Consider the following 24129-nt stretch of genomic DNA (forward strand, 5'->3'; position numbering starts at 1 on the left):
TCATAGCTTCCATGCCTCCTCACGCTGCAAGGTTGGCAGGGGATGGCGATCGGCTCCGATTTTCGGCATGCAGTTCAGCAATCCTTGCGTATAGGGGTGTTTCGCATTGGCGAGATCCTTGGCCGCAATTTCCTCCACGATCTTGCCCGCATACATCACGATGACGCGGTCGCAGAAGGAGGAAACGAGGCGCAGGTCGTGGCTGACGAAGATCAGACCCATGCCGCGTTCGGCAACCAGTTTGTCGAGGATGCCGAGCACTTCAAGCTGGACCGTAACGTCAAGCGCCGAAGTCGGCTCATCGGCGATCAGCATTTCTGGTTCGGCAACCAGCATCATGGCGATCATGACGCGCTGGCCCATGCCGCCCGAAACTTCGTGCGGATAGAGGTTCATGACGCGTTCAGCATCGCGGATCTGCACGGCTTCCAGCATGGCGATGGAGCGCCTGCGGATTTCCTCACTGCTGAACTTGCCGTGGGCCTTCAGCGTTTCGGCAATCTGCTTGCCGATGGTCATCACAGGGTTGAGCGAGTATTTCGGGTCCTGCAAAACCATGGCGATGCGTCCGCCGCGTAAAGCGCGGCGTTCGCGTGCCGGTGCGTTCAGAAGATCGATGCCGTCAAACTCGAGTTTTTTGGCGGTGATCTTCGCATGCGGCGGGGTCAGCCCCATGATGGCGCGGCCGGTCTGCGACTTGCCGGAACCGGATTCGCCCACGATGCCGAGGCGTTCACGACCCAGTTCGAAGCTGACGCCGCGCACGGCCTCGATTGCACCCGTGCGGGTCGGGAAGGTGACGCGCAGGTCTTCGACAGTCAGAAGAGGCTTCATTGGTTGTTACCCCGCGGATCGAGCGCATCGCGCAGGCCATCGCCCAGAAGATTGAAGCCGAGGCTGACAATAAGGATCGCGAGACCCGGCATGGCGGCAACCCACCACTGGTCGAGAATGAAGCGGCGACCGGAAGCGATCATCGCACCCCATTCAGGCAGAGGCGGCTGTGCGCCGAGGCCCAGGAAGCCGAGACCGGCGGCGGTAAGGATGATGCCTGCCATGTCGAGCGTTACACGCACGATCAGTGACGATGTGCAGAGCGGCATGATGTGGCGCACGACGATGCGGATAGGCGAAGCGCCCATCAAACGGACGGCGGAGATATAATCCGAATTGCGCACGGTCAACGTTTCCGCACGCGCAATGCGCGCATATGGCGGCCACGAAGTGATGGCGATGGCGATGATGGCATTTTCGATGCCCGGTCCGAGAGCGGCAACGAATGCCAGTGCCAGGATGAGCTTCGGGAAGGCGAGGAAGATGTCGGTGATGCGCATCAGCACGGCATCCACCCAACCACCTGCATAGCCTGCAACGGTGCCGACCAGAAGGCCGATGGGCGCTGCGATGATGGCGACCAGCAGTACCACATAAAGGGTAAGGCGGGAGCCATAGATCAGACGCGAAAGAATATCGCGGCCCTGATCGTCAGTGCCGAGCAAATAGCCCGGTGATCCCGGCGGCAAGAGACGTGCATTGGCCAGATCGCCGGCGACCGGCGAATGCGGCGCCAGCACATCGGCCAGGGCTGCAACGACAAGAAGGCCGATGATGATGAGGAGGCCAAGGACGGCCAGCTTGTTGGCGGTGAAGCGTCGCCAGACCATATAGGCACGGCCGAGGCGGGCTTGTGTGCGTGACTGTGGCCGCTCCGTAAGCAGCCATTCACGCCATGAGAGGTTGGAAGTATCTGTCATTTGGCTCATCGTGCGCGCGTCCTTGGATCGAGAAGCCGATAGAGAAGATCGGACACGAGGTTGAGCGCGATAAAGACCGACCCGATGACGATGGTGCCACCCAGAACGGCATTCATATCAGCGTTTTGCAGTGAATTGGTGATGTAGAGTCCGAGGCCCGGCCAGGAGAAGATGGTTTCGGTCAGCACCGAACCTTCCAGAAGTCCGGCATAGGACAGCGCGATCACGGTCACCAGCGGCACGGCGGCGTTGCGCAGTGCGTGGCCCCAGATGATGCGGGTTTCCGAAATGCCCTTGGCGCGCGCTGCAATGATATATTCCTGTTCCAGCTCGTTGAGCATGAAGGAGCGGGTCATGCGGCTGATATAGGCAAGCGAGAAATAGCCGAGCAGCACGGATGGCAGGATAAGGTGGGAGACAATATCCTTGAGGGCTGGCCAATCGCGCTGGAGGATCGCGTCGATCAGGTAGAAACCGGTGATCGGGGTGAAGGTATATTCGAATGTGATGTCGATGCGTCCGGGACCAGAGGTCCAGCCTAGCCGTGCATAGAAGATCAGAAGCGCAAGCATGCCGAGCCAGAAGATCGGCACCGAATAGCCGACAAGGCCGATCACGCGCACGATCTGGTCGACAATGCTGCCGCGCTTGACCGCAGCGAGAACGCCGAGCGGAATGCCGAACAGGGCGCCGATGATCGTGCCGACGGTGGCGAGTTCCATCGTAGCCGGGAAAACGCGGCGAATATCGGTCATGACGGGGTTGGTGGTCAGTACCGAGGTGCCGAAATCGCCCTGCAGCACGCCCTTCACGTAGAGAAAGAACTGCTGGTAATAGGGCAGGTTGAAGCCCATTTCTTCCCGCACGCGGGCGACGACATGCGCTGGAGCGCGGTCGCCAACGATGGCAAGCACGGGATCAATCGGCACAACGCGGCCGATGAAAAAAGTTACGGCCAGAAGGCCCAGATAGGTCGTGACGACGATACCCAGAAAACTGGCTATCGATGCGGCAAGGGCCGTTGAGCGCCGCGGCGCTCGCCTTACCTTTTTGGTAGTGACAGTGTTACTCAATGTTTTGACCGCTTCCGACAGTGAGAGCCTGTTCCAAAAGTCGCGCCTTGAGTGGCTGCAAATGGCAATTTTTTGCGTTCCGGTGCACATGTACTTTCAAGTACACTCCGTCGCGGAACTCAAAAATCATCATTCTCGCACACTCATGCCGCCTTTTGTTTCAGGCTCAGAGAGCGTTTCAGGACATCTGTCGCTCCGGAAAGCCGGATCGGCAGCGCTGAAAATTTCGTGGAGCGGCTTTCCTTATTGATTCAGAAAACCGCTCCATCCCGTTGATTTAAAGCCGTTTCAGCACGTGGTTGTTTCCACACGCCGAAGCATGGCCGACTATTCCTTGCTGACGTTCGCCAGGAAGTTGGAGTCGAATGTCGGGCCGAGCTTGTAGCCCTTCACATTGCCGCCAATGCCGGCGACTTCAACCTGCTGGAACAGCATGACGAACGGGCTCTGGTCGAGCGCTTCCTGCTGCAGCTTCTTGTACTGTTCGGCGCGCTTGTCGTTGTCCCGTTCCAGAAGAGCAGCCTGCGTCTGCTTGGTCAGCTCCGGAATGTCCCAGGCGTTGCGCCATGCAAGCGTCTTGGTCGAGGCGTCGTCGCTGTTGTCCGGGTTGCTGGTGAAAGCTTCAGCGTTGGAATTGGGGTCCCAATAGTCCATGCCCCACTGGCCGATATACATATCGTGGTTGCGGGCGCGATACTTGGTCAGCGTCTGCTTGCCGTCGCCGGGGATGATTTCGATCTTCACGCCGGCCTGTGCAGCGGTCTGCTGGAAGGATTCGGCAATGCCGGTGACCGGCTGACCGTTACGCACGTCGAACGTAACCGAAAGACCGTCCTTCAGACCGGCCTTGGCAAGCAGTTCCTTCGCCTTGGCGACGTCGAGCTTGTACGGCGCAGCATCGAGAGCGCCAAGAACGCCCTTGGCCTGATAGGTCTGGCGGATTTCGCCGATGCCCTTGATGAGCGTCGAACCGATTGCATCGTAATCGACCAGATATTTGAAAGCTTCGCGAACTTCAGGCTTGGCCAGGTTCGGGTTCTTTTGGTTGAGGCTGATGTAATAGACTGTGCCCTTGGCGGCGCTGGTCGTGGAAAGCTTGTCGTTCTTCAGGACAGCTTCGTAGTCGCCCGGTTCCAGATTGCGCGCCACATCGACATCGCCGGATTCGAGCATCAGGCGCTGCGTCGCGCTTTCCTTGACGTGACGATAGAAGACGCGCTTAAGGTTGGCCTTTTCGCCATAGAAATTGTCGTTGCGTTCCAGAATGACGACTTCATTGGCGCGCCATTCGCGGATCACGAACGGGCCGGAGCCTGCCGATTTGGTTTTCAGCCATGCATTGGCGTAATCGGTTTCGTACTTGTACTCGTCGGTCGGCGTCACCTTCTCGGCATGTTCTTCGAGAAGCTTCTTGTCGACGACTGCGGCGACGGTCGCGGTCAGGCAGTTCAGCACGAAGCTTGGTGCATAAGGCTTGTCGACGGTGAAAACGAAGGTGCTGTCGTCAACGGCTTTCGCCTTTTCGTTGACGTTATCCTTCGTCAGGCCGAACTGGGTCAGGATGAAGGCCGGGCTCTTGTCGAGACGCACGGCACGCTCAAAGGAGTAGGCAACGTCGGCAGAAGTGATCGGGTTGCCGGAAGCGAACTTGATGTCCTTCTTCAGCTTGAACGTATAGGTGAGGCCGTCGTCGGAAACGGTCCAGCTTTCGGCGACGCCCGGAACGACCTTCGACGTGTCGTTGATGTCGAGACGGACGAGCATGTCATAGGCGTTACCGATGAATTCAGCCGGGCTCAGTTCGAAAGACTCGGCCGGGTCCAGCGTGATCGTGTCGTCGATGGCCCATGCCTGGACCAGCGTATCGGCCGGCGTGGCGGACCAGGCCGGATTTGCAGCCAGCACGGCCGCAAGTGCCGCACCGGCAGCCAGAATACGAAAACGTCCGAAATGCATCATGTTAGAGTTCCCTTCCTGTGATTTTGTTTGGGATTTTGTCTTTGTTCCTGCGCGTCCTGTTCCGATAACCGTTCACAGGATGCGCTCCAGATCACGCTGCTTCGTGCCAGGCCTGTTTCAAAACGCGTATCCAATTGCCCCGGCAAATTTTTGCCAGCTCTTCTTCACCATATCCCGCTTTCCGCAAAGCTGCGACAAGGTTTTGCGTGCCGGCCGCATCGCCGATTTCCGCTGGAATTGTTGCACCGTCATAGTCCGAACCAAGCGCCACACAGTCGATGCCCATCCGTTCGACCATGTAATCCACGTGGCGCACCACATCGGAAAGCGGCGTGTTGGAGTCTTCCTTGGCATCGGCGCGCAGCATCGTCGTGGCGTAGTTCAGTCCGGCAAGGCCTTTGCTCTCGCGAATGGCATCAAGCTGACGGTCGGTCAGGTTGCGTGCGACGGGAGTAAGGGCGTGTGCATTGGAATGGCTGGCAACCAGCGGCTGATCGCTCAGTTTCGCCACGTCCCAGAAGCCTTTTTCGGTGATATGCGCCAGATCGATCAGAATGCCCTTGGCATTGCATGCCTTGACGAGGCGCTTGCCCGTATCCGTCAGGCCAGGGCCGGTGTCGGGGCTCATCGGGTAGGCGAACGGAACGCCGTGAGCGAAGATATTGTTGCGGCTCCAGACAGGTCCGAGCGAACGCAGGCCCGCGGCGTAAAAGACTTCAAGCGCGGCCAGATCTTCATCGATGGCTTCGCAGCCTTCCATGTGCAGCACGGCGGTGAATGTGTCGCTGTCCAGCGTCTCGTCGAGATCGCGGCCATTGCGGCAGAGCTTCCAGCCGCCAGCGGCTTCCAGCTTGAGAGCAATGGCAGCGATATCGAGAGCGATATCGAGGGAGGGGCTGCGTTCCAGCGGTGGCGAAAGGGGCGTTTCATAATGGCCATTCGCGTCCGGCTTGCCCAGTTCGATATGCTCGCCCGAGGGAACATAAATGGCGCATATGCCGCCAGCGAGACCGCCTTTAAGAGAGCGGGGGAGATCGATATGGCCGCTATCCGTTCCGTCGATAAATTCCCTGATCGGGTCTTCGCCCTTGCGGGCATTTTCCCAAAGCCGCAGAAGGACATCATTATGTCCGTCAAAAACGCGCTGCATTCTTTCATTCCTGACTGCATGGCCTGCGGAAGCAGAACCACATATCCAAGTGTTCAGGCGCGGGAGAATTAAACGGCAAGGTAAGACAACCTCCCGATATGATGGTTGAACTTTTCGCTCTTATTGTTCCCCGCAATCCACTCGCAATTTATAAGCGGTGAGTGCCTGTCGGAGTCAAGCCATCCGATGACGTAGTCAGACTGCGAAATGAAGATAAATTTATGCAAAACGAAAGGGCTGCGCCGTGAAACGCAGCCCTTTGTGCAAAAGGCGAATTGCTTGATGCGAAAACAGAATGAAGTTTCGCATCGATCAAGAGGTCTAGAACTTGTAGTTCAGGCCAGCCTTGATCGAATGGTTCTTCAGATTGTTGCGCTGCTCCACGCCGTTGACGCGGGACTTCACATCGCTGAAGCGCTGGAAGTCATACTCGGCCTTGACGGAAAGCGGGCCGGTCAGTGCCTGCTCGACACCGGCGCCGATCAGTGCGCCGCCTTCCCAGCCGGGGGCCGAGGTGGTGTTGTCCTTGGCCTTGAAGCGGGTCACACCGTAGCCGGCGGTGCCATAAACCAGCGTCTTGTCGAAAGCATAGCCGACCTTGCCCTTGGCATTGCCGTTCCACGATTGCTGGAGGCTGCCGCCATGGCCGATGCGATGCTCCGCTTCGGCGAAGTTGCCTTCGAGTTCCGCACCGAACACGACATTGCCGCTCTGCATGTTCTTGCCGACAACAACGCCGCCCAAAGCGCCGGTGCGGTTGGTGAAGGGGCCGGGAACCTTGGACGAGGAAGCGCCGATCTGTGCGCCGATATAATTGCCGGACCAGTCATGCGGACCGCTGGCAACCGGATCGTTATAGGAATAGTCCGTTGCTCCCATCATGTCGGCAGCGAAAGCCGACCCTGCAAAAGCAACGATTGCGGCGCCAAGCGCCACTGCTGTGATAGAACGCTTCAACATTTTTTACTCCGATTTTCCCGTCGAAGAACGCTGGCGGGAAACATGCCTGAATTCATTATTGCCATCGAAAGGCCTTGCCTTCGCTCTGGCTTCCGTCTCACCTCTGATTGTGTCCAAATTTAAGAAAATTCGAGCGATTTCCATGCATTGCGCAGCCATTCCTTGCGCTATGCTTAACAATTGGTAACGGCTCGAGGTGGATGCGCTGTCAGATCAATCCCAACCCGCGAAAGCTGGCATGACCGTGCTTTCCGACGATGACGTGGTCGTGCACCGTGATGTTGAGCGCCTTGGCGGCATTGACGAGTTGCCTGGTCATGTCGATATCGGCGCGCGATGGGGTCGGGTCGCCGGACGGGTGGTTGTGGACCAGGATGATGGCGGTCGCGGATAGTTCCAGCGCCCGTTTGACGACCTCGCGCGGATAGACGGGCGTATGATCGACCGTGCCGGTCTGCTGCACTTCATCGGCAATCATCTTGTTCTTCTTGTCGAGGAACAGGATGCGGAACTGCTCACGGGTCTCGTAGGCCATGGCGGTGGTGCAATATTCGATCACCTGATTCCATGAGCCCAGAACCTCGCGCTCCATGACCGTGCTGCGGGCGCTTCGCTTGGCGACGGCTTCCACAAGCTTGAGTTCATGCGCGACGGTGGGCCCGGCACCGGGAACTTCGGCGATCAGTTTTTCGGGGGCGGCCAGCACTTCGGCAATCGAGCCGAACCGGGTCAAAAGCGCCTTGGCGAGCGGCTTGGTGTCCGCGCGCCGAATGGCGCGAAACAGCAGCATTTCGAGCAATTCATAATCCGCGAGCGCGTCGGGAGTTTCCCTGAAACGCTGTTTGAGACGATCGCGATGCCCGGCGTAATGCGGCTTTTCGATTTTTGGCGTCAGTTGCAGCGTATCGCTGAAGCCGGGCATCTGCGCATTACCCGTCTCGGTCTTGCTCTTTGCCATACTGTTTAAACCCCCGCAAAAACAGACCAGACAATTATCGAGATGATATCACTTCGACGTCATCTCATGGAAGGCGGTCCGAAGACGTTGGCTGGGGAGAGAGTGAATATCTCGCAGCCGTCTTTCGTGACGCCGACCGTATGTTCATATTGCGCCGTCAGCGACCGGTCCCGTGTAACGGCCGTCCAGCCATCGGCTAGAACCTTCACATGCGATTTGCCGAGATTGATCATCGGCTCGATGGTGAAGATCATGCCTTCCTTGATTTCCACCCCTTCATTAGGCGTGCCGTAGTGAAGGATATTTGGTGCGTCATGGAACAGTTGTCCGACGCCGTGGCCGCAGAAATCGCGCACGACAGAACAGCGCTCGCCTTCGGCATAGGTTTGGATCGCCGCACCGATTGCACCGGTCTTGGCGCCCGGCTTGACGGCTGCGATCCCGCGCAAAAGGCTTTCATAGGTGACTTCCAGCAGCCGCTCGGCGGCGCGCTTGATTTCGCCTACCGCATACATGCGGCTGGAATCGCCGTGCCAGCCATCAAGGAGATAGGTGACGTCGATATTGACGATATCGCCCTCGCGCAGCGGCTTGTCGTTCGGAATACCGTGGCAGACGACGTGATTGATCGACGTGCAGGTCGATTTCGTATAGCCGCGATAGTTCAACGTTGCCGGAAACGCGCCGTGATCCATGCCGAACTCGAACACGAAGCGGTCGATCTCGTTGGTGGTCACACCTGGCTTGACGATATCGTTGAGGGCATCGAGACAGCGTGCCGTCAGATTGCAGACCGTGCGCATACCCTCGAAAGCCTCGGGGCCATAGAGCCTGATCTGGCCCGTATATTTCATGGGTGCACTTGTCGCTTCGATATAGGTTACCATCACTCGATCCGTCTTAGACCTTAATCATTCAATTGGCACCAGTTCAGTGGCGTCAATGCTGTTATCCGTTATGTGGCACCGAACGGCCCAGGCCTCAACCCCGTTTGCACGCGCATGTTCAAAAGCGCGTGCGTAAGTGGGATCGAGATCGCCGGAAATGCTGAATCTGCTGCAATCGTTTCGCTGGATAATAAACAGCATCACGCCCCGATGACTAGCGGCAACCACGTCGATCAGTTCCTCAAGGTGCTTCGCTCCGCGCGCCGTCACCGTGTCGGGGAACTCCGCCAGTCCGAGCGTGCGAATGAAATGTACATTTTTGACCTCGACATCGGCCCGCTGGCGGGGGCCGTCATCCAGCAGAAGATCAATGCGCGAATTCCGGCCATATTTCTGCTCGCGCTTGAGGCTGGCATATCCTGAAAGGTGCGGAATGAGACCTTTCACGATCGCTTCTTCGGCGATTCTGTTGGGCAAGCCGGTGTTCACGCCAACCAGCGTATTATCCGCTTCGACAATCTGCAGCGTATGGGCATATTTGCGGTGAGGGGCATCCGAAACACTCAGCCAGACGCGGGAACCTGGAGCGCTCAGTCCGAGCATCGAACCGGTGTTGGGCACGGACGCTGTGATGAACCGCCCGTCATCCAGCGTGACGTCGGCGAGAAATCTTTTGTAGCGGCGTTCCAGCCTGCCGGTGACCAGAGGCGTTTGAAAAATCATGCGCCGATGTAGAGCAGTTCGGCGCGTATGCGAAAGGCTTTTCTGACAGCTTCGCGGAAATAGCCAATATAGGCGGTGGCGGTCAGAAAAGGGCCTTGATGACGTCGGCCCAGCTCATATCCGCACCGAGAGCCATTGCCGCAGCAACCAGGCCGGCGCCGAGAAAGGTGAGAGTGGTTCTTGTTTCGCTTGTCATTATTCTTCCCCATTAAATCAGTCATTTGAAACTGGGAGGAATTTCGCGGGAAAATTTGCCCGGATTGTGATGCGATAATGGCTATTCCGGGCAATTTGCGGGCATTTTACGGATAGGGTAAACGCTGCCGCCTTTGCTATTGCCTTATCCACTCGAAGACGAGTTCCTCGCGAAAAGCGAAGCGGACAACATGGCTCGCCACGACTTCTTCGAGGCGGGCAAGGTTTTCTTCCGATGTTTCGACAGTCGTGGTCAGTTTTTCAGCATCGGCATCGAGAATCACGAGACGATTCTCGCCAAGATCGATCGTGCCATGTTCAGGAGAGAATTCGACCGCGAATTTGTGCGCCCAATGCTTGCAGAGCTGCTGCAGGTAACGGCTGGCATGGGTGGTGGGAACGATTGCTGTTGCTTTCGGCATCATGCTGTCCTTTCAAAAAGGTTGCAGTCCGGCGCGTAGCAACATCCTGGCAGTTCAGCCAGTAATATTTGCGTCAATTTCGAGGGAAAAGAAAAACCAGCAATGGTACGCCCAAGGGGAATCGAACCCCTGTTTCCGCCGTGAAAGGGCGGCGTCCTAACCGCTAGACGATGGGCGCCCGTTGCTGGTGTGGGGCGCTTATAGTCAGGAAATTTCCGACATGCAAGCCCCTTTTTCACTTGTCTGTGAATAAGTTTTGACAGCGCAAAACAGAGCACATCGAGTGCTAACAGATTGAATTGTAAGGGGAAAAGAAAAAACCAGCAATGGTACGCCCAAGGGGAATCGAACCCCTGTTTCCGCCGTGAAAGGGCGGCGTCCTAACCGCTAGACGATGGGCGCCCGTTGCTGGTGTGAGTGGGCTTATATTGAGGAAGGTTCTGACTCGCAAGCCCAAAAAACACTTTTCTGAAAAAAATCGAATGTACTGCAAAAATGGGGAAAATCCCTGCGGCCGATTTTGTTACTCGGTTGAAAAATAAAGACAAAAGAAAAAGCCGGATCGGGTGATCCGGCTTTAAGTGTTCAGTGAGGGCGCTTCGTCAACCCTTGCAGCGCCAGTTCCAGTCGCGCTCCGGCCCGACATCGACGTGAACCGAAGTCGTGTGGCAGTAGGTGCCGACGCCGCCACGTCCCGGCATGGAGCGGGCGAAGCGCGCGATTTCCCACTTGGACACGCCATCGATCTGGATGTCGGCGGCGGCGCAGATCATATGGAGCGATTTCCGTGCGCCGTTGACCTTGCGGTTATAGGAAGGGCTGCGGTAACCCGAAGTCACCATCACCGGGCGGCGGAAATGACGCTCCATGGTTTTCAGCATGGAAACGAGCTGGGGCTTGAGGCAGGCGACATCCACGGTCTGTCGTTGCACTTTCAGCCCGTTGGGCGCAAGGCGCGCAAGGCCGGGAGCCGAAGCAAGCGTCAGATTTGCCGATTCATCGTCTTCGTTCGCATCAATATCGCTATCGTCATAGAGACTGTTGCGATGTTTGATTTCGATGCCGCCATTCGGGCGCACGCCCGGTAGCGAATAATTGTAATCATGCTTCGCGGAAGGCGAAACAGGCTTCACCACGGCAACCTTCCTGCTTTCGGTTCGGTCGGATCGCGTGCCGGTCGATTCGTCGGAGAAAAGCCGGGCAATGCTTCCTTGCGAGGCCGTTGGGCGCTGTGGCGAGGCGTAAGCGCTTTTCGTGGAGCCAAAGAGCGAAGCGACCTGAACAGGCTTTTCAGCCTCGGCAGGCTTTGCCGCTGCGGTCTGTTCCGGCGCTGCTGCTTCGGCGGGCTTTTCTTCCTTTGCCGGTTCCTGCGGCTTCTTCGCGGTTTCGGCAGGAGCCGCTTCCGCTGGCTGCTCTACGACCGGAGCCGCTTCAGGTGCAGCGGGCTTGCTGCCGCCGAACATGCCAAAAAGCGATGTGCTCTTCGGCTGCTGGGGGGCGAGGGCTGCTACCTGGGTCTGCTGCTGCTCGGCGGGTGCGGCAGTTGGGGCTGGCTTCGCCTGCTCCTTGTTATTGGTGTTTGCCGCCTCTGCCACGACGGCGGGCTTTGTTTCACCGGGGTTGGCTTCCGCCTTTTTCTCCTCCGCAGGCGACGCCTTCGCCGCCTCGGCTACGGCTGTCTGATCGGCTGCGCTTTGCAATGTATCCGCAATCACGGAGCCATCGGAGGCGGAGGTCATCTGTAGCGGCTTGCCGTCAAGGCCTGTGCCGGTCGACGTGCAGGACGTGACAAGAAGCGCAAGCAAAGCCACGCTGCCTGATAGAAACCTGCCCGAGGTCCGGTGTGTAGAATGTGCAAATTTCAACAGTCTGCTCCAGCTCGATTTCCCTGACCAGTTTGGCGACCCGGATTCGCCGGGCCTACCTGGTTTCGGGAGATCGGCTCTCCCGTGCGAGGCTGACGTCACGTCCAGTGGCTGATCGTCCCCACAGCTCCCGACTGTTCGTGCCGGGAAAGAAATTCAGAAATATCAGCGAGTTATGATAGTCACCTCAGAGCAATGACGGTCATTCCGCTGTAATGGACAAATCACCTGTTCGGCAATTCGTTACCAATTTTTAAGTTTTTTAATCGCCGAGTGCAACTATTGATGCGCATCTGGCGTTAAATGACTTCGCGCCTATGGCGGAATATTCGCTTATAACGAAATATTACTTTGTGTAACCTTTGGTTACATTTTCCTTTTCTGCTGGGGTCTCGGATGGTTTGGAGCAGCCTCCGGCCTTCAACGCAAGCCGAATTTCCGATTTGCATCACTCACTTGTTGACAGGATGCCTCGACTTGGTGCTATCCCTTGCCAATTGCTTTATCTTTGTGTGGCGCTGTGACCAACGGCGCCTTATGCGGCATCAACCGGGAACAGAAACATGACCAAGCGCACGCGGCAGATCGCCAACCTATTGCTGGCAGCAACAGCGGCGGCGATGCTCACGGCATGCGCGGGCGGAAAAGAGTTTCAGGGTACGCCGCAGGAAGGCGCTTCCCGCACCGGTGTTTTCCCGACATTCGGCCATATGCCGAAGGCTGCGACCACGCAGATCACCGCAGAAGAAAAGCAGCAGCTTACTACCAAGCTTGATGCCGACCGCACGCGTCTGGCGGCATCCAGAACCGGCGGTGCGGGGTTCACGCCCGCCGAGGCTGCTGCCCTGCGCAAGCAGGCGCAGCAGGATACGGACGCTACCCTGAAACAGATCGAAAGCGGGGAAGAGTAACTTCTTCCTTGGTTTTTGGCGCGCATCTTATCCGAAACCGTTAAACTTTTCGGGATGTGCTCTAGAGACGAAATCCGCATCCTTTGACGCGGCAACACGTCTCGACCCGATTCGAGAACAGGTGTATAGCTCCTTTGCGGCGCATGCGCGCCATTACGTCAACCCTCCACTGGAACAGGATCATGTCGGAAGAATTCCATAAAGTCCGTCGTCTGCCCCCTTATGTCTTTGAACAGGTCAACCGTCTGAAGGCATCGGCGCGAGCGGCGGGCGCCGACATTATCGATCTTGGTATGGGTAACCCCGATCTTCCGACCCCGCAGAACATCGTCGACAAGCTCTGCGAGGCCGTTCAGGACCCGCGCGCACATCGTTATTCGGCTTCCAAGGGCATTCCCGGCCTGCGTCGTGCGCAGGCGCAATATTATGCGCGGCGCTTTGGGGTGAAGCTCAATCCGGATACGCAGGTCGTGGCCACGCTCGGCTCCAAGGAAGGCTTCGCCAATATGGCGCAGGCCATCACCGCGCCGGGCGATGTGGTTCTGTGCCCGGACCCTACCTATCCGATCCACTCCTTCGGCTTCATCATGTCCGGCGGCGTGATCCGCTCGGTCCAGGCAAAGCCGGACGAGAACTTCATCCCGACGCTGGAGCGCGGCGTGAAGCACTCGATCCCGAAGCCGATCGCGCTGATCCTGAATTTCCCGTCCAACCCGACGGCCTATGTGGCGACGCTCGATTTCTACAAGGACGTCGTCGCGTTCGCCCGCAAGCATGACATCGTCATCCTGTCGGATCTTGCCTATTCGGAAATCTATTTCGACGACAATCCGCCGCCATCGGTGCTGGAAGTGCCGGGCGCCATGGATGTGACTGTAGAGTTCACCTCCATGTCGAAGACATTCTCCATGCCAGGCTGGCGCATGGGCTTTGCGGTCGGTAATGAACGCCTGATCGCAGCGCTCACCCGCGTGAAGTCCTATCTCGATTATGGTGCTTTCACGCCTATTCAGGTTGCGGCGACAGCGGCGCTGAATGGAGACGGATCGGACATCGCCTATGTGCGCAATGTCTACAAGCAGCGCCGGGATGTGCTGGTCGAGAGCTTTGGCCGTGCGGGCTGGGATGTTCCGCCGCCTGCTGCGACCATGTTCGCCTGGGTTCCGATTCCGGAACGCTTCCGTTCGCTGGGTTCGCTCGAATTCTCCAAGCTTCTGGTCGAACAGGCCGATGTGGCCGTCGCGCCCGGTATCGGCTTTGGCGAGCACGGCGACGATTACGTGCGTATTGCGCTGGTCGAGAACGAGCACCGCATCCGTCAGGCCGCGCGTAACATCAAGCGTTTTCTCTCCGCCAAGCATGAGAACCTGCAAAATGTAATTCCGCTCGACGGTCGTCGCGGATAGTCTTTAGAAATCGCCACGGACGGCAACTCGCCGCCCGTGGCATCCCACCTGATAGCCACTCCATACAGAAGGTCGAAATAATGAGTGATGCATTACGGATCGGCGTTGCCGGCCTCGGCACCGTTGGTGCTTCGGTGTTGCGTATCCTGCGTGACAAGTCCGAAATGCTCACGCGCCAGTGCGGCAAGCCTGTTACGGTCACGGCGGTCAGCGCCCGCGACCGCAACCGGGATCGCGGCATTGATCTTTCTGGTATCAATTGGTTCGACGATCCGGTCGAGCTGGCCAAATCTGCCGATATCGATGTTTTCGTAGAACTCATCGGCGGCGAGGATGGACCGGCCCGGGCTTCTGTCGAAGCGGCTTTGCGCGCCGGTCGCCATGTGGTCACGGCCAACAAGGCGCTGCTGGCGCGGCACGGCGTTGCGCTTGCCAAGATCGCCGAGGATAAGGGCGTCCTTCTCAACTTCGAAGCGGCGGTGGCCGGGGGTATTCCGGTCATCAAGGCAATGCGTGAATCGCTGACCGGCAATACGGTTTCCCGCGTCTATGGCATCATGAACGGCACCTGCAACTACATCCTGACCCGGATGTGGGAAGAGGGCATTTCGTTCGAAGCCTGTCTCAAGGATGCCCAGCGCCTCGGTTATGCAGAGGCCGATCCGACTTTCGACATTGAAGGCAATGACACGGCGCACAAGCTGGCGCTGCTGACCAGTCTTGCCTTCGGCACGCAGATCGCTGCCGATGACATTTATCTCGAAGGCATCAGCAATATTTCGCTCGCCGATATTCGCGCCGCCGATGAACTCGGCTATCGCATCAAGCTTCTGGGTGTCGCGCAGAAGACCGATACAGGCATCGAACAGCGCGTGCATCCCACCATGGTGCCGACCTCGTCGGTTATTGCGCAGGTGCATGGCGTGACCAACGCCGTGGCAATCGAAACCGATCTTCTGGGCGAGCTTCTGCTTTCCGGCCCCGGCGCGGGTGGCAATGCGACGGCATCCGCCGTGATCGGTGATGTTGCCGATATCGCCAAGAGCCGTCCGGGCTTCCAGCATGGGCCGGTGTTCGGCACGCCTGCCAAGGCGTTGCAGCCTTACAGGCGCGCCAAGATGCGCAAGCATGCGGGCGGCTACTTCATCCGCCTGACCGTGCTTGACCGTATCGGCGCTTTCGCGGCCATTGCCAAGCGCATGGCTGAAAATGACATCTCGCTGGAATCGATCGTGCAGCGCCCGCCGATGGATGATGCAGCAAGGGAAGGCGTCAAGACGGTCATTCTCGTCACGCATGAGACGACCGAATCGGCTGTCAAAAAAGCGCTGGAAGCGATCCTCAAGGACGATCATCTGGTCGACACACCACAGATGATCCGCATCGAACGCGCCGGATAAAGCATGCCTTCCCAAAGCGGATACCGGTTTGGGAACAAAGACATGCGTTAGACAAAAAACCAGAACGCGCTGCACTTTTGGCGCGTTTTCTGGAAGGCCTGCCACTCTTGCAGGTTCAATTCCCCTTTGTTATGAAAGCCGGGTCGGAATCGATCCGGCTTTGATTCATTTGAAGAGACAAGCACAGGAAAAGGAGGGCTGTATGATGTATGTGACGCGTCATGATCATCACCGTCAGCACGGCCCCGGTTTTGCCCTGCATAAATAACTTGTGCAGGGCGGAAAAAGACGAGCACACTGTCTTATTCTGCCTTTTCCTGAAGGCGCGGTCATTGATCGCTGCCGGACATTCGCCAGCACATTGATGCATATCGCGGTATGGAAACCGGGCATTGGTGCGTGGCAGAATTGAGCAGATTGCCATGTCTCTTGTTTCTATCCAGAATCTTTCGCTTACCCTTCATGAGCCACTTTTTGCCAATCTCGATCTCGTCATAGGCGAGGGCGAGCGCCTTGGTCTCGTTGCTGCCAACGGGCGCGGCAAGACCAGCCTCCTGCGTCTCCTTGTCGGGGAGGGAGAGCCGACGCTCGGCACGATCACGCGGTCGCGTGGATTGAAGATCGGCTATGTCAGCCAGTATGTGCCGGAACAGCTGTTTGACCGGACATTCTATGATCTCGTGCTGGATGGTCTCGACGAAGAAGCCCGCGATTATGAAAGCTGGCGGGCCGATATCGTTCTGGACGACCTGCGCGTTGCCGAGGAATTGCGACAACTCCCCGTGCGCCAACTCAGCGGCGGCTGGCAGCGGCTCGCGCTTCTCGCCCGCGCATGGGTGTCGGAGCCCGACGTTCTCCTGCTCGACGAGCCGACCAACCATCTGGATCTCGAAAAAGTGCGGCTGCTGGAAGACTGGCTGAATGCGCTGCCGCGTTCAGTCGCGGTCGTGGTCAGCAGTCACGACCGCGCCTTTCTGGATGCGGTGACGAAGCGGACGCTGTTCCTGCGGGCGGAAAAATCACCGATCTTCGCCTTGCCATACAGTCAGGCGCGGGTTGCTCTCGATGAAATCGACGCGGCGGATGCCCGGCAGTTCGAAAAGGACATGAAGACAGTCCAGCAACTGCGCAGGCAGGCCGCGAAGCTCAACAATATCGGCATCAATTCCGGCAGCGATCTGCTGGTGATCAAGACCAAGCAGTTGAAAGCACGGGCCGACAAGATCGAGGAAAGCGCCAAGGCAGCGCATGTGGAACGCTCTGCCGGCAAGATCATACTGAACAGCCGCGGCAGCCACGCCAAAGCGCTGGTTGTTCTCGATCGGGCCGAAATCGCAACACCGGACGGCAGGCTGCTCTTGAAGACGGGGCAGCTCTGGATCAATCCGGGCGACCGTATCGTCCTGCTGGGCGCCAATGGCATGGGCAAGACCCGTTTGCTGACGCTGGTGCGGGAGGCCATCCTTGCGCCGGACCGCGCACAGGCCGGTATCAAGGCGACACCGTCGCTGGTGCTCGGATATAGCGATCAGGCCTTGTCGGAACTTCGTCCGGAATGGACCCCATTCGAGACGATTGCGAAACGTTTCGATATTGGCGACCAGCGGACGCGGTCCCTTCTGGCTGGTGCCGGCATGACGCTCGAGATGCAGGCAAAGCCGCTTGAACGCCTGTCCGGCGGGCAGAAGGCACGGCTGGCCATGCTGGTTCTGCGGCTGACCAATCCAAACTTCTATATCCTCGATGAACCGACGAACCATCTTGATATCGAAGGTCAGGAAGCGCTGGAGGTGGAACTGCTGCGCAATGAGGCAGCAAGCCTGATCGTCTCGCACGACCGCAGTTTTGTTCGCAATGTCGGCAACCGGTTCTGGATGATCGAAAGAAAAAAGCTGGTCGAGCTGGAAAGTCCGGAGTTTTTCTTTGATGCTATCGGAAGCTGAATAGTTCAACATCTTTCGGTTGTTTAATAACTTCTGGCCGGGTGTGAGTGTTCACATCCGGCCGGGAGGTGAAACGAACCGTGTATTGCTTAAATCGATTAAGAGTTTGAGCGTACAATGTTTTTAGCTTTCCCGCCCTTGCAGGGGGCGGGGGACTTTGACAAAAGGTTTGCACAGTGTCGCTATAAGAGGCGGCAGTAGCGGGCGTGATGCGCCCCATCCACGCAATTCGAATTCAGGACTTTGTTCAAATGGCCAAGACCGCAGAGCAGCAACCCCACGGACTCGATCGCATTCTCACACTCGAACTGGTCCGCGTGGCCGAGCGTGCAGCAGTGGCGGCGGCGAGGCTGCGTGGCCGCGGCGACGAAATGGCTGCCGATCAGGCGGCCGTCGATGCCATGCGCCAGGAACTGAACCGCCTTCCGATTGCCGGAACGGTGGTTATCGGTGAGGGCGAGCGCGACGAAGCGCCGATGCTCTACATCGGCGAAGAAGTTGGCACCAAGCAGGGGCCGGACGTCGATATCGCGCTCGATCCGCTGGAAGGCACGACGATCTGCGCCAAGAACCTGCCGAACTCGCTTGCCGTGATCGCGATTGCCGAGAAGGGCAACCTGCTTTACGCGCCTGACGTCTACATGGAAAAGATCGCCGTCGGTCCGGGTTACTCGAAGGGCGTCGTCGACCTCGATGCCAGCCCGACGGACAACATCATGTCGGTCGCCAAGGCGAAGGGCGTGAAGCCGAATGAAATCACCGCCTGCATCATGGATCGCCCTCGCCATGCGCGTCTGATTGAGGAAGTGCGCGCGACGGGTGCCGCAATCCGCCTTATCGGCGACGGTGACGTGGCCGGTGTGATGCACACAACCAATCCCGACGAGACGGGCATCGACATCTATATCGGCATTGGCGGCGCGCCGGAAGGCGTTCTGGCAGCGGCAGCCCTGCGCTGCATCGGCGGCCAGATGCAGGGCCGTCTCCAGCTCAATACCGACGAAAAGATCGCCCGCGCCGCCAAGATGGGCATCGCAGACCCAAAGAAGGTCTATACGATGGAAGAAATGGCCAAGGGCGACGTGCTCTTCGCCGCGACCGGCGTGACGGACGGCAACATGCTCTCGGGCGTCAAGTTTGCCCGCGATTATATCCAGACGCATACTATCGTAATGCGTTCTTCGTCGCAGACTGTCCGTGAGATCAAGGCGCGCCATCAGGATCTGTCGAAGTTCTAGGACCTGTCGGTCCTTCGTTTAGTTCAGCTGGATCAGCGTAAGTTTCTCAAAGGCGGCATTGCAGAATGCCGCCTTTGTCTGTTCTGGTTCAGGTTTTTGGCTGAGGCTGCAACGCCTTCAATACAAGTCGTGCGACATCAGCATGAATGTCGGCACGCGGACGAGTGGCACCATCACTGCAAATGGGGTCTATTTCTCCGGCGGCTTTCAGATGTTCTGCGGCGCCTTCCTTGCATTCGGGCAGAAAACTGAAATGGGTGGCGCCAGCGACAACCGCATAAGTTCCTTTGGGCGTGATCGATGCCAGCTTGTCGGCCACCACTCCCGGAGGAACGGTCTGGGTTTCGCCGAGATTGATGAAGGTCATCGGAATTGAAATCGATGCAAGGCTCTGTTCATCGTAGGCTTGCGCAAGACCGGGATCAACGATGACAGCTGATGTAATGCGGCGGTCGAGATTGGATTGCTCGAAGCGGTTCCTGTCGATTGAGCGCAAATCAACCTTGTCGACCTTGATCTGCCCGCCATTTCGATAGCCAACGCCACCGGCGTACCATGCGCAATCCCATTTGCTGTAAGCATCGCAATAGCGGGCATAAGCTTCGAGATTGGCTCTTGCGCCTGCAATTTCCATGGCGGCAGCACCGCCGAGCGAGAAGCCGAGAACGCTGATCCTGTCCTTGTCGATTATTGCGCGCCACGTCGGGTCCGTTGTCATCGTATCGATCACCGCCGACAGGTCCCCGGTGCGCTCCCAGATTTTCGGCGTGTCCTGCGGTGTGGAATCGCCACTGGTTGTACCGGGGTGGTTGGGGGCTGCGACGATAAATCCGGCTTTGGCCAATTCAGTTGCCAGCCAGGTCATGCTCTCAGAACGACCGCCGGAACCGTGAGACATGACAAGCAACGGGAAGTTGTCTTTTTCCGGTGTGGCATTGATCACAGCCGGAGCACCTTTGAAAATAATATTGTCGCCGATCAAAGTAGCTTTGCCACCGGCCGCGGCTGGATACCATATACCGACTTCAAGCGTGCGGCCTGTTTCCGCATTGGTGAAGTTGATCTCCCGCTGGCCGACCTCATGAGCCTGACTGGGGGCGGCGACGAAAAGGGCAAGAAGGAATATGACGGTATGATAGGGGAACATGACGGTCTCCGCTGATTGATGGAACAGGGAGACCGTCACCTGTTTTCACACGAACGGCGTCCTTGATCATGATTCAGGTCGTTTCGGATCACGATTTGGGCCATGATCGGCTGTCTGCGTTTCACTCGTGTGTGTTTTATGATTTTCATTCCCTTGCCTTTCGTTTCCTCCCTTTTGATGCTTCTGCTGATGGCCGTTCTTCTGCATCGGTTCGGCTGGCGCGGAGCGAACCGGCCCTTCCTGCTCGTGTTGGGATTGTGCGCGTTGCAGTCGCTCATTGTCGGTTTGCGCTGGGGCTACGGGATTACAGAACTGCGCTTTGTTCTGCCTGTTGTAGCCAGTTGCCTGCCGGGACTGACGCTGATGAGTTTCAGAAGCCTCATCCATCAGTCGAAAGCAGACGATACCGTTCTGGTCTGGTTTCACGCGTTGCCGCCATTCGTCATTGCCGCAATGGTCTACTTCGCGCCGGGTTTGATCGATGCGGCGCTGATTGGGCTTTACGTTGGCTATGCGCTTGCCCTGCTGTTGCTAGGGCGCTCCGGTCCCGATGCCTTGGATGCGGCGCGCCTCGATAGTGCGGTGGCAGCTCATCGGGCTCTTGTCATTGCCGCTGCATCCTTGTGTTTTTCCGCCCTGTTCGATCTGATGGTGGTGCTGGATTTCGAATGGCGGAAAGGCGATTACACGGCTGCGATCATCGGCAATGCCAATCTGCTCGGCCTGTTCCTTATCGGCTTGACCGCGCTGACGGCAGCTCGCGCCAAAGCTGCGCCAGAAGCGGATTTTGAAACGACGCCATCGGCGCCGGATGCCGAAATAGATCGCAATGTTCTGGATAAGGTCGAAGCGCTTTTGACTGAGCAAAAGCTCTTTCTCGATGAAAATCTGACGCTGTCGCGGCTGGCTCGACGAGCCTCCATTCCGGCGCGCCAGATATCGGGCGCCGTCAACCGGCTGACAGGCCAGAATGTTTCCCGTTTTATCAATGATTATCGAATTGCCGAAGCTTGCCGTCGGCTTGAGAAGGACGACATTTCGATAACAACCGTCATGTTTGAATCCGGGTTTCAGACCAAATCGAACTTCAATCGCGAGTTCCGGCGGGTGACGTCGCTCAGTCCTGCCGACTGGCGCGATAAAAATCGTCCGGCTTGACCGTCTGCCGCCTTTTGTGTCTTTAGAATCTCATGACGACAGAGCGCTTTTTCCTCGGAATAAAACAATCCGCAACCGGGCAGAAATGGGTGGACCGGCTTGGCCTGCGTGAGGCCAACACGGCCCTTGCCATTGCGCAGCATCACGGCATTACCGATCTCGTCGCGCGCGTGCTGGCCGGGCGGGGTGTGTCGGTGGAAGGCGCGCCTGAGTTTGTCGACCCGACGTTGCGCAATCTCATGCCCGATCCGGCGACGCTCACCGATATGGACAAGGCGGCAGGGCGCATTGCCGATGCCATTCTGCGCCGCGAGACCGTGGCCATTTTCGGCGACTACGATGTGGATGGGGCCTGTTCCTCCGCCCTGATGTCGCGTTTTCTCAAACATTACGGCATTCAGCATTCCATCTATATTCCCGACCGGATTTTCGAAGGTTACGGCCCAAATCCCGATGCCATGCGCGATCTGGTCGCCAAGGGCGCAACTCTGATCGTCACAGTCGATTGCGGCACCAACAGCGCGCCATCCATTACAGCCGCGAAGCAGGCAGGCGCCGATGTCGTCGTGCTCGATCACCATCAGTTGGGTGGTGATCTGCCGGAAGATGCCGTGGCTATCGTCAACCCGAACCGAGAAGACGATATTTCGCTGCAAGGGCATCTCTGCGCTGCAGGCGTGGTCTTTCTGACGCTGGTGCAGGTGACCAAGATATTGCGGGAGCGTGGCAAGGGGGCGGGCCCGGACCTGCTTTCCCTGCTCGATCTCGTGGCGCTCGCCACGGTCTGCGACGTGGTGCCGCTGACTGGCGTCAATCGCGCTTTCGTCGTGAAGGGACTGCTCGTTGCGCGATCACAGAGCAATGTCGGCCTTGCGGCGCTTGCCCGCGTCTCGCGGATTGGAGAGCCTCTCAATGTCTTCCATCTGGGTTACCTGATCGGGCCGCGCATCAATGCGGGCGGGCGCATCGGCGACGCCGGGCTTGGCGCGCGACTGCTGACGCTGGATGATCCCGCAACGGCAGATCGCATCGCTGTGGAGCTTGACCGGCTCAACCAGGAGCGGCAGGCCATGGAAGCGGAAATGCTCATGGAGGCGGAAGCGGAAGCCTCGCTGGAAATCTCCGGTGGTGCGGGCGCCTCGGTGATCGTGACGGCAAGCGACCGCTGGCATCCCGGCATTGTGGGGCTGCTCGCCTCGCGGCTGAAGGAAAAGGCGCGGCGGCCGGCCTTTGCCATCGCCTTCAACGCCAATGGCGTTGGGTCGGGCTCCGGTCGCTCCATCATGGGGCTTGATCTTGGCAAACTGGTTCGCGGGGCGATGGATCGTGGGCTGCTCGTCAAGGGCGGCGGCCACGCCATGGCCGCCGGTATCACCATCGAGCGCGGCAATCTTGGCGCGTTGCGTGCCTATCTTGAAGAAGAGTCGGCGCATATCGTCTCGCGTCTGCGAGAAAATCAGAGCCTTTCCATCGATGGCGCGCTGGCCGCATCGGGCGCCACCGTATCGCTTTATGAAGCCTTGCAGAAGGCGGGGCCCTATGGTTCGGCGCATCCGCAGCCCATATTGGCGCTGCCGCATCACATACTGGCCGATGTGCGGGGCGTCGGGCGCGATCATGTGCGCGTTACACTGCGCGGCGCGGATGGAAAGCGCGTCAACGCCATAGCCTTCCGGGCGGCGGAAGGCGATCTCGGACGCTTCCTGTTCAACAATATCGGCCAGAGTGTCCATGTCGCAGGCAATCTGTCGCTAAACCATTGGAATGGCTCGGTCACTCCCCAGATCCAGATTCTGGACGCGGCTTTGCCAATCTAGAGCGTTTCCGGGCCATTTGAAATTCTTCAGTTTTTTGTCTTCACGCTCTTGTGAGGGGCGGGGGCGAATTCCCATATGAGCACTTAAACATTCAGACATGACTCTAAGTGGGAGAAACCGATGCCGGGTTCCGGAAACCGCCTGACCAAACTGACAGCTGCAATGGTGCTGGGGCTGATTGCCTCCTTTGCTGCGGTCGATTTCGCCGAGGCTCGCCGCGCGGGCGGTGGCGGTTTCGGCAGCCGTGGTGCGCGCACCTATTCGGCACCCGCGCCAACCCGCACCGCGCCTAACAACGCAGCTCCCATCGAACGTTCCATGACGCCCAATACCGGCGCTACACAAACCAGCCGCCCGGCGGCGGGCGCAACGCAGAATGCTGCTCAGGCGCAGCGTTCCGGCGGCATGTTCGGCAATTTCGGTCGTTCCATGCTCGGCGGTCTTCTCGTCGGCGGCCTTATCGGCATGCTGCTCGGCAACGGCCTTGGCGGTCTTGCCGGCATGTTCGGCCTGATCCTGCAGGTTGCCGTGATCGCGCTCATTGCCATGTTCGTCATGCGCATGTTCGCGAACCGCCGCCAGCCGGCAGCGGCAGGTGCCGGTAATGCAGGCGCCCAGCCCTTTGGCGCGGCAAAATCCGCCGCTGCCCAGGCCGGGCCGTTGGCGGGTTTTGGTGGTCGCACCCCATCGGTAAACCCGTTTGAGACAAAGCAGGACGCTGCTCCGGCTGCTCCGGCCGTTGAAGACGAGCCGATGGATGTCGGTCAGGAAGATTTGGACCGGTTCGAGCAGATGCTTTCTGAAGTCCAGACAGCCTATGGCCGTGAGGACTACGCGGCGTTGCGCAAGCTCGCGACCCCGGAAGCCATGTCCTATCTGGCTGAAGAACTGGGCGAGATCGCTTCCAGCGGCATGCGCAACGAAGTGAAGGATGTCAAGCTTTTGCAGGGCGATGTTTCCGAAGCCTGGCGCGAAGGCAACGCCGAATACGCAACCGTCGCGATCCGCTATTCAGCAATCGACGTCATGCTGGATCGCAATACCGGCGCCGTCGTCGAAGGGAATCCGAATGAGCCGGTGGAAAGCGTCGAGCTTTGGACATTCACCCGCCAGGATGGCGGCGAATGGCAGCTTGCTGCCATTCAGGGAACGGAATAGCCGTT

The 24129-nt window shown here is 58.3% G+C and carries 20 protein-coding genes and 2 tRNA genes; 8 read left to right on the forward strand and 14 right to left on the reverse strand.

Annotation, left to right across the window (positions count from 1 at the left end; all coding sequences use genetic code 11):
* The 13 genes from ACS5UA_RS01940 to ACS5UA_RS02000 all read right to left on the reverse strand — a co-directional run bounded on the left by ACS5UA_RS01940 (position 1) and on the right by ACS5UA_RS02000 (position 11946).
* A complete protein-coding gene (locus tag ACS5UA_RS01940; RefSeq protein ID WP_443101119.1) occupies positions 1 to 834 on the reverse strand; it encodes an ABC transporter ATP-binding protein in 834 nt (277 codons plus the stop codon).
* On the reverse strand, positions 831 to 1763 hold the full coding sequence (gene nikC, locus ACS5UA_RS01945; protein ID WP_443101120.1) for a nickel transporter permease: 933 nt from the start codon (positions 1761 to 1763) through the stop codon (positions 831 to 833). The genes ACS5UA_RS01940 and nikC overlap by 4 nt, the downstream gene beginning before the upstream one ends.
* Complete coding sequence (locus ACS5UA_RS01950; RefSeq protein ID WP_025090427.1) at positions 1760 to 2827, reverse strand: ABC transporter permease; 1068 nt, start codon at positions 2825 to 2827, stop codon at positions 1760 to 1762. The genes nikC and ACS5UA_RS01950 overlap by 4 nt, the downstream gene beginning before the upstream one ends.
* Positions 2828 to 3154: 327 nt before the next feature.
* On the reverse strand, positions 3155 to 4786 hold the full coding sequence (locus tag ACS5UA_RS01955; protein ID WP_006467078.1) for an ABC transporter substrate-binding protein: 1632 nt from the start codon (positions 4784 to 4786) through the stop codon (positions 3155 to 3157).
* A 91-nt stretch (positions 4787 to 4877) separates the two neighbouring features.
* Positions 4878 to 5936: a dipeptidase gene (locus ACS5UA_RS01960; RefSeq protein WP_021585973.1), complete on the reverse strand. Its 1059-nt coding sequence runs from the start codon at positions 5934 to 5936 to the stop codon at positions 4878 to 4880.
* Positions 5937 to 6257: 321 nt separating this feature from the next.
* Entirely contained in the window at positions 6258 to 6896 is a 639-nt protein-coding gene (locus ACS5UA_RS01965; RefSeq protein ID WP_006467076.1) for an outer membrane protein, read from the reverse strand.
* A gap of 208 nt (positions 6897 to 7104) precedes the next feature.
* Entirely contained in the window at positions 7105 to 7854 is a 750-nt protein-coding gene (gene radC, locus ACS5UA_RS01970) for a RadC family protein (protein ID WP_021585972.1), read from the reverse strand.
* Between the two features lie 59 nt (positions 7855 to 7913).
* Complete coding sequence (gene map / locus ACS5UA_RS01975) at positions 7914 to 8741, reverse strand: type I methionyl aminopeptidase (protein ID WP_021585971.1); 828 nt, start codon at positions 8739 to 8741, stop codon at positions 7914 to 7916.
* A gap of 24 nt (positions 8742 to 8765) precedes the next feature.
* Positions 8766 to 9464 carry a DNA/RNA nuclease SfsA gene (gene sfsA / locus ACS5UA_RS01980; protein ID WP_443101121.1) on the reverse strand — a complete coding sequence of 233 codons (699 nt, stop codon included), beginning with the start codon at positions 9462 to 9464 and terminating at the stop codon, positions 8766 to 8768.
* 332 nt (positions 9465 to 9796) lie between these two features.
* On the reverse strand, positions 9797 to 10081 hold the full coding sequence (locus ACS5UA_RS01985; RefSeq protein ID WP_031346339.1) for a DUF2218 domain-containing protein: 285 nt from the start codon (positions 10079 to 10081) through the stop codon (positions 9797 to 9799).
* 103 nt (positions 10082 to 10184) lie between these two features.
* Positions 10185 to 10259, reverse strand: a tRNA-Glu gene (locus tag ACS5UA_RS01990).
* Positions 10260 to 10408: 149 nt separating this feature from the next.
* A tRNA-Glu gene (locus ACS5UA_RS01995) sits at positions 10409 to 10483 on the reverse strand.
* Between the two features lie 200 nt (positions 10484 to 10683).
* Positions 10684 to 11946: a YcbK family protein gene (locus ACS5UA_RS02000; protein ID WP_031346338.1), complete on the reverse strand. Its 1263-nt coding sequence runs from the start codon at positions 11944 to 11946 to the stop codon at positions 10684 to 10686.
* A 563-nt stretch (positions 11947 to 12509) separates the two neighbouring features.
* Between ACS5UA_RS02000 and ACS5UA_RS02005 the strand changes: the two genes are divergently transcribed.
* The 5 genes from ACS5UA_RS02005 (at position 12510) to glpX (ending at position 18844) form a co-directional block, all read left to right on the forward strand.
* Positions 12510 to 12857, forward strand: a complete 348-nt coding sequence (locus ACS5UA_RS02005; RefSeq protein WP_006467069.1) for a hypothetical protein — start codon at positions 12510 to 12512, stop codon at positions 12855 to 12857.
* 182 nt (positions 12858 to 13039) lie between these two features.
* Entirely contained in the window at positions 13040 to 14263 is a 1224-nt protein-coding gene (locus ACS5UA_RS02010; protein ID WP_021585967.1) for an LL-diaminopimelate aminotransferase, read from the forward strand.
* Positions 14264 to 14343: 80 nt separating this feature from the next.
* Complete coding sequence (locus tag ACS5UA_RS02015; protein ID WP_443101122.1) at positions 14344 to 15663, forward strand: homoserine dehydrogenase; 1320 nt, start codon at positions 14344 to 14346, stop codon at positions 15661 to 15663.
* A 422-nt stretch (positions 15664 to 16085) separates the two neighbouring features.
* The gene (locus ACS5UA_RS02020; RefSeq protein WP_443101124.1) at positions 16086 to 17606 is read left to right on the forward strand and encodes an ABC-F family ATP-binding cassette domain-containing protein; all 1521 of its coding nucleotides are present in this window, start codon (positions 16086 to 16088) and stop codon (positions 17604 to 17606) included.
* Positions 17607 to 17857: 251 nt separating this feature from the next.
* Positions 17858 to 18844 carry a class II fructose-bisphosphatase gene (gene glpX / locus ACS5UA_RS02025; RefSeq protein WP_006470299.1) on the forward strand — a complete coding sequence of 329 codons (987 nt, stop codon included), beginning with the start codon at positions 17858 to 17860 and terminating at the stop codon, positions 18842 to 18844.
* A gap of 88 nt (positions 18845 to 18932) precedes the next feature.
* On the opposite strand, the gene ACS5UA_RS02030 is transcribed toward glpX, so the two are convergent.
* Complete coding sequence (locus tag ACS5UA_RS02030) at positions 18933 to 19991, reverse strand: alpha/beta hydrolase family protein (RefSeq protein WP_021585963.1); 1059 nt, start codon at positions 19989 to 19991, stop codon at positions 18933 to 18935.
* Positions 19992 to 20129: 138 nt separating this feature from the next.
* Between ACS5UA_RS02030 and ACS5UA_RS02035 the strand changes: the two genes are divergently transcribed.
* The 3 genes from ACS5UA_RS02035 to ACS5UA_RS02045 all read left to right on the forward strand — a co-directional run bounded on the left by ACS5UA_RS02035 (position 20130) and on the right by ACS5UA_RS02045 (position 24124).
* Positions 20130 to 21149: a helix-turn-helix domain-containing protein gene (locus ACS5UA_RS02035; protein ID WP_025090420.1), complete on the forward strand. Its 1020-nt coding sequence runs from the start codon at positions 20130 to 20132 to the stop codon at positions 21147 to 21149.
* A 32-nt stretch (positions 21150 to 21181) separates the two neighbouring features.
* Positions 21182 to 22966, forward strand: coding sequence for a single-stranded-DNA-specific exonuclease RecJ (gene recJ / locus ACS5UA_RS02040; protein WP_025090419.1), 1785 nt, complete (start codon positions 21182 to 21184; stop codon positions 22964 to 22966).
* A 120-nt stretch (positions 22967 to 23086) separates the two neighbouring features.
* Positions 23087 to 24124 carry a Tim44 domain-containing protein gene (locus tag ACS5UA_RS02045; protein ID WP_021585960.1) on the forward strand — a complete coding sequence of 346 codons (1038 nt, stop codon included), beginning with the start codon at positions 23087 to 23089 and terminating at the stop codon, positions 24122 to 24124.
* Positions 24125 to 24129 lie beyond the last annotated feature (5 nt).

It is taken from the genome of Brucella sp. RRSP16, assembly GCF_052246815.1.
In the GTDB taxonomy this organism is placed as follows: domain Bacteria; phylum Pseudomonadota; class Alphaproteobacteria; order Rhizobiales; family Rhizobiaceae; genus Brucella; species Brucella intermedia.

Coding starts and splice junctions, on each gene's coding strand:
- ACS5UA_RS02010 (WP_021585967.1), top strand. CDS start 13,040: ATGTCGGAAGAATTCCATAAAGTCCGTCGTCTGCCCCCTTATGTCTTT.
- radC (WP_021585972.1), bottom strand. CDS start 7,854: ATGGCAAAGAGCAAGACCGAGACGGGTAATGCGCAGATGCCCGGCTTC.
- nikC (WP_443101120.1), bottom strand. CDS start 1,763: ATGAGCCAAATGACAGATACTTCCAACCTCTCATGGCGTGAATGGCTG.
- ACS5UA_RS02035 (WP_025090420.1), top strand. CDS start 20,130: ATGATTTTCATTCCCTTGCCTTTCGTTTCCTCCCTTTTGATGCTTCTG.
- ACS5UA_RS01960 (WP_021585973.1), bottom strand. CDS start 5,936: ATGCAGCGCGTTTTTGACGGACATAATGATGTCCTTCTGCGGCTTTGG.
- ACS5UA_RS01955 (WP_006467078.1), bottom strand. CDS start 4,786: ATGATGCATTTCGGACGTTTTCGTATTCTGGCTGCCGGTGCGGCACTT.
- ACS5UA_RS02020 (WP_443101124.1), top strand. CDS start 16,086: ATGTCTCTTGTTTCTATCCAGAATCTTTCGCTTACCCTTCATGAGCCA.
- map (WP_021585971.1), bottom strand. CDS start 8,741: ATGGTAACCTATATCGAAGCGACAAGTGCACCCATGAAATATACGGGC.
- ACS5UA_RS01985 (WP_031346339.1), bottom strand. CDS start 10,081: ATGCCGAAAGCAACAGCAATCGTTCCCACCACCCATGCCAGCCGTTAC.
- ACS5UA_RS02005 (WP_006467069.1), top strand. CDS start 12,510: ATGACCAAGCGCACGCGGCAGATCGCCAACCTATTGCTGGCAGCAACA.
- sfsA (WP_443101121.1), bottom strand. CDS start 9,464: ATGATTTTTCAAACGCCTCTGGTCACCGGCAGGCTGGAACGCCGCTAC.
- ACS5UA_RS02030 (WP_021585963.1), bottom strand. CDS start 19,991: ATGTTCCCCTATCATACCGTCATATTCCTTCTTGCCCTTTTCGTCGCC.
- ACS5UA_RS02045 (WP_021585960.1), top strand. CDS start 23,087: ATGCCGGGTTCCGGAAACCGCCTGACCAAACTGACAGCTGCAATGGTG.
- recJ (WP_025090419.1), top strand. CDS start 21,182: ATGACGACAGAGCGCTTTTTCCTCGGAATAAAACAATCCGCAACCGGG.
- ACS5UA_RS01940 (WP_443101119.1), bottom strand. CDS start 834: ATGAAGCCTCTTCTGACTGTCGAAGACCTGCGCGTCACCTTCCCGACC.
- ACS5UA_RS01965 (WP_006467076.1), bottom strand. CDS start 6,896: ATGTTGAAGCGTTCTATCACAGCAGTGGCGCTTGGCGCCGCAATCGTT.
- glpX (WP_006470299.1), top strand. CDS start 17,858: ATGGCCAAGACCGCAGAGCAGCAACCCCACGGACTCGATCGCATTCTC.
- ACS5UA_RS02015 (WP_443101122.1), top strand. CDS start 14,344: ATGAGTGATGCATTACGGATCGGCGTTGCCGGCCTCGGCACCGTTGGT.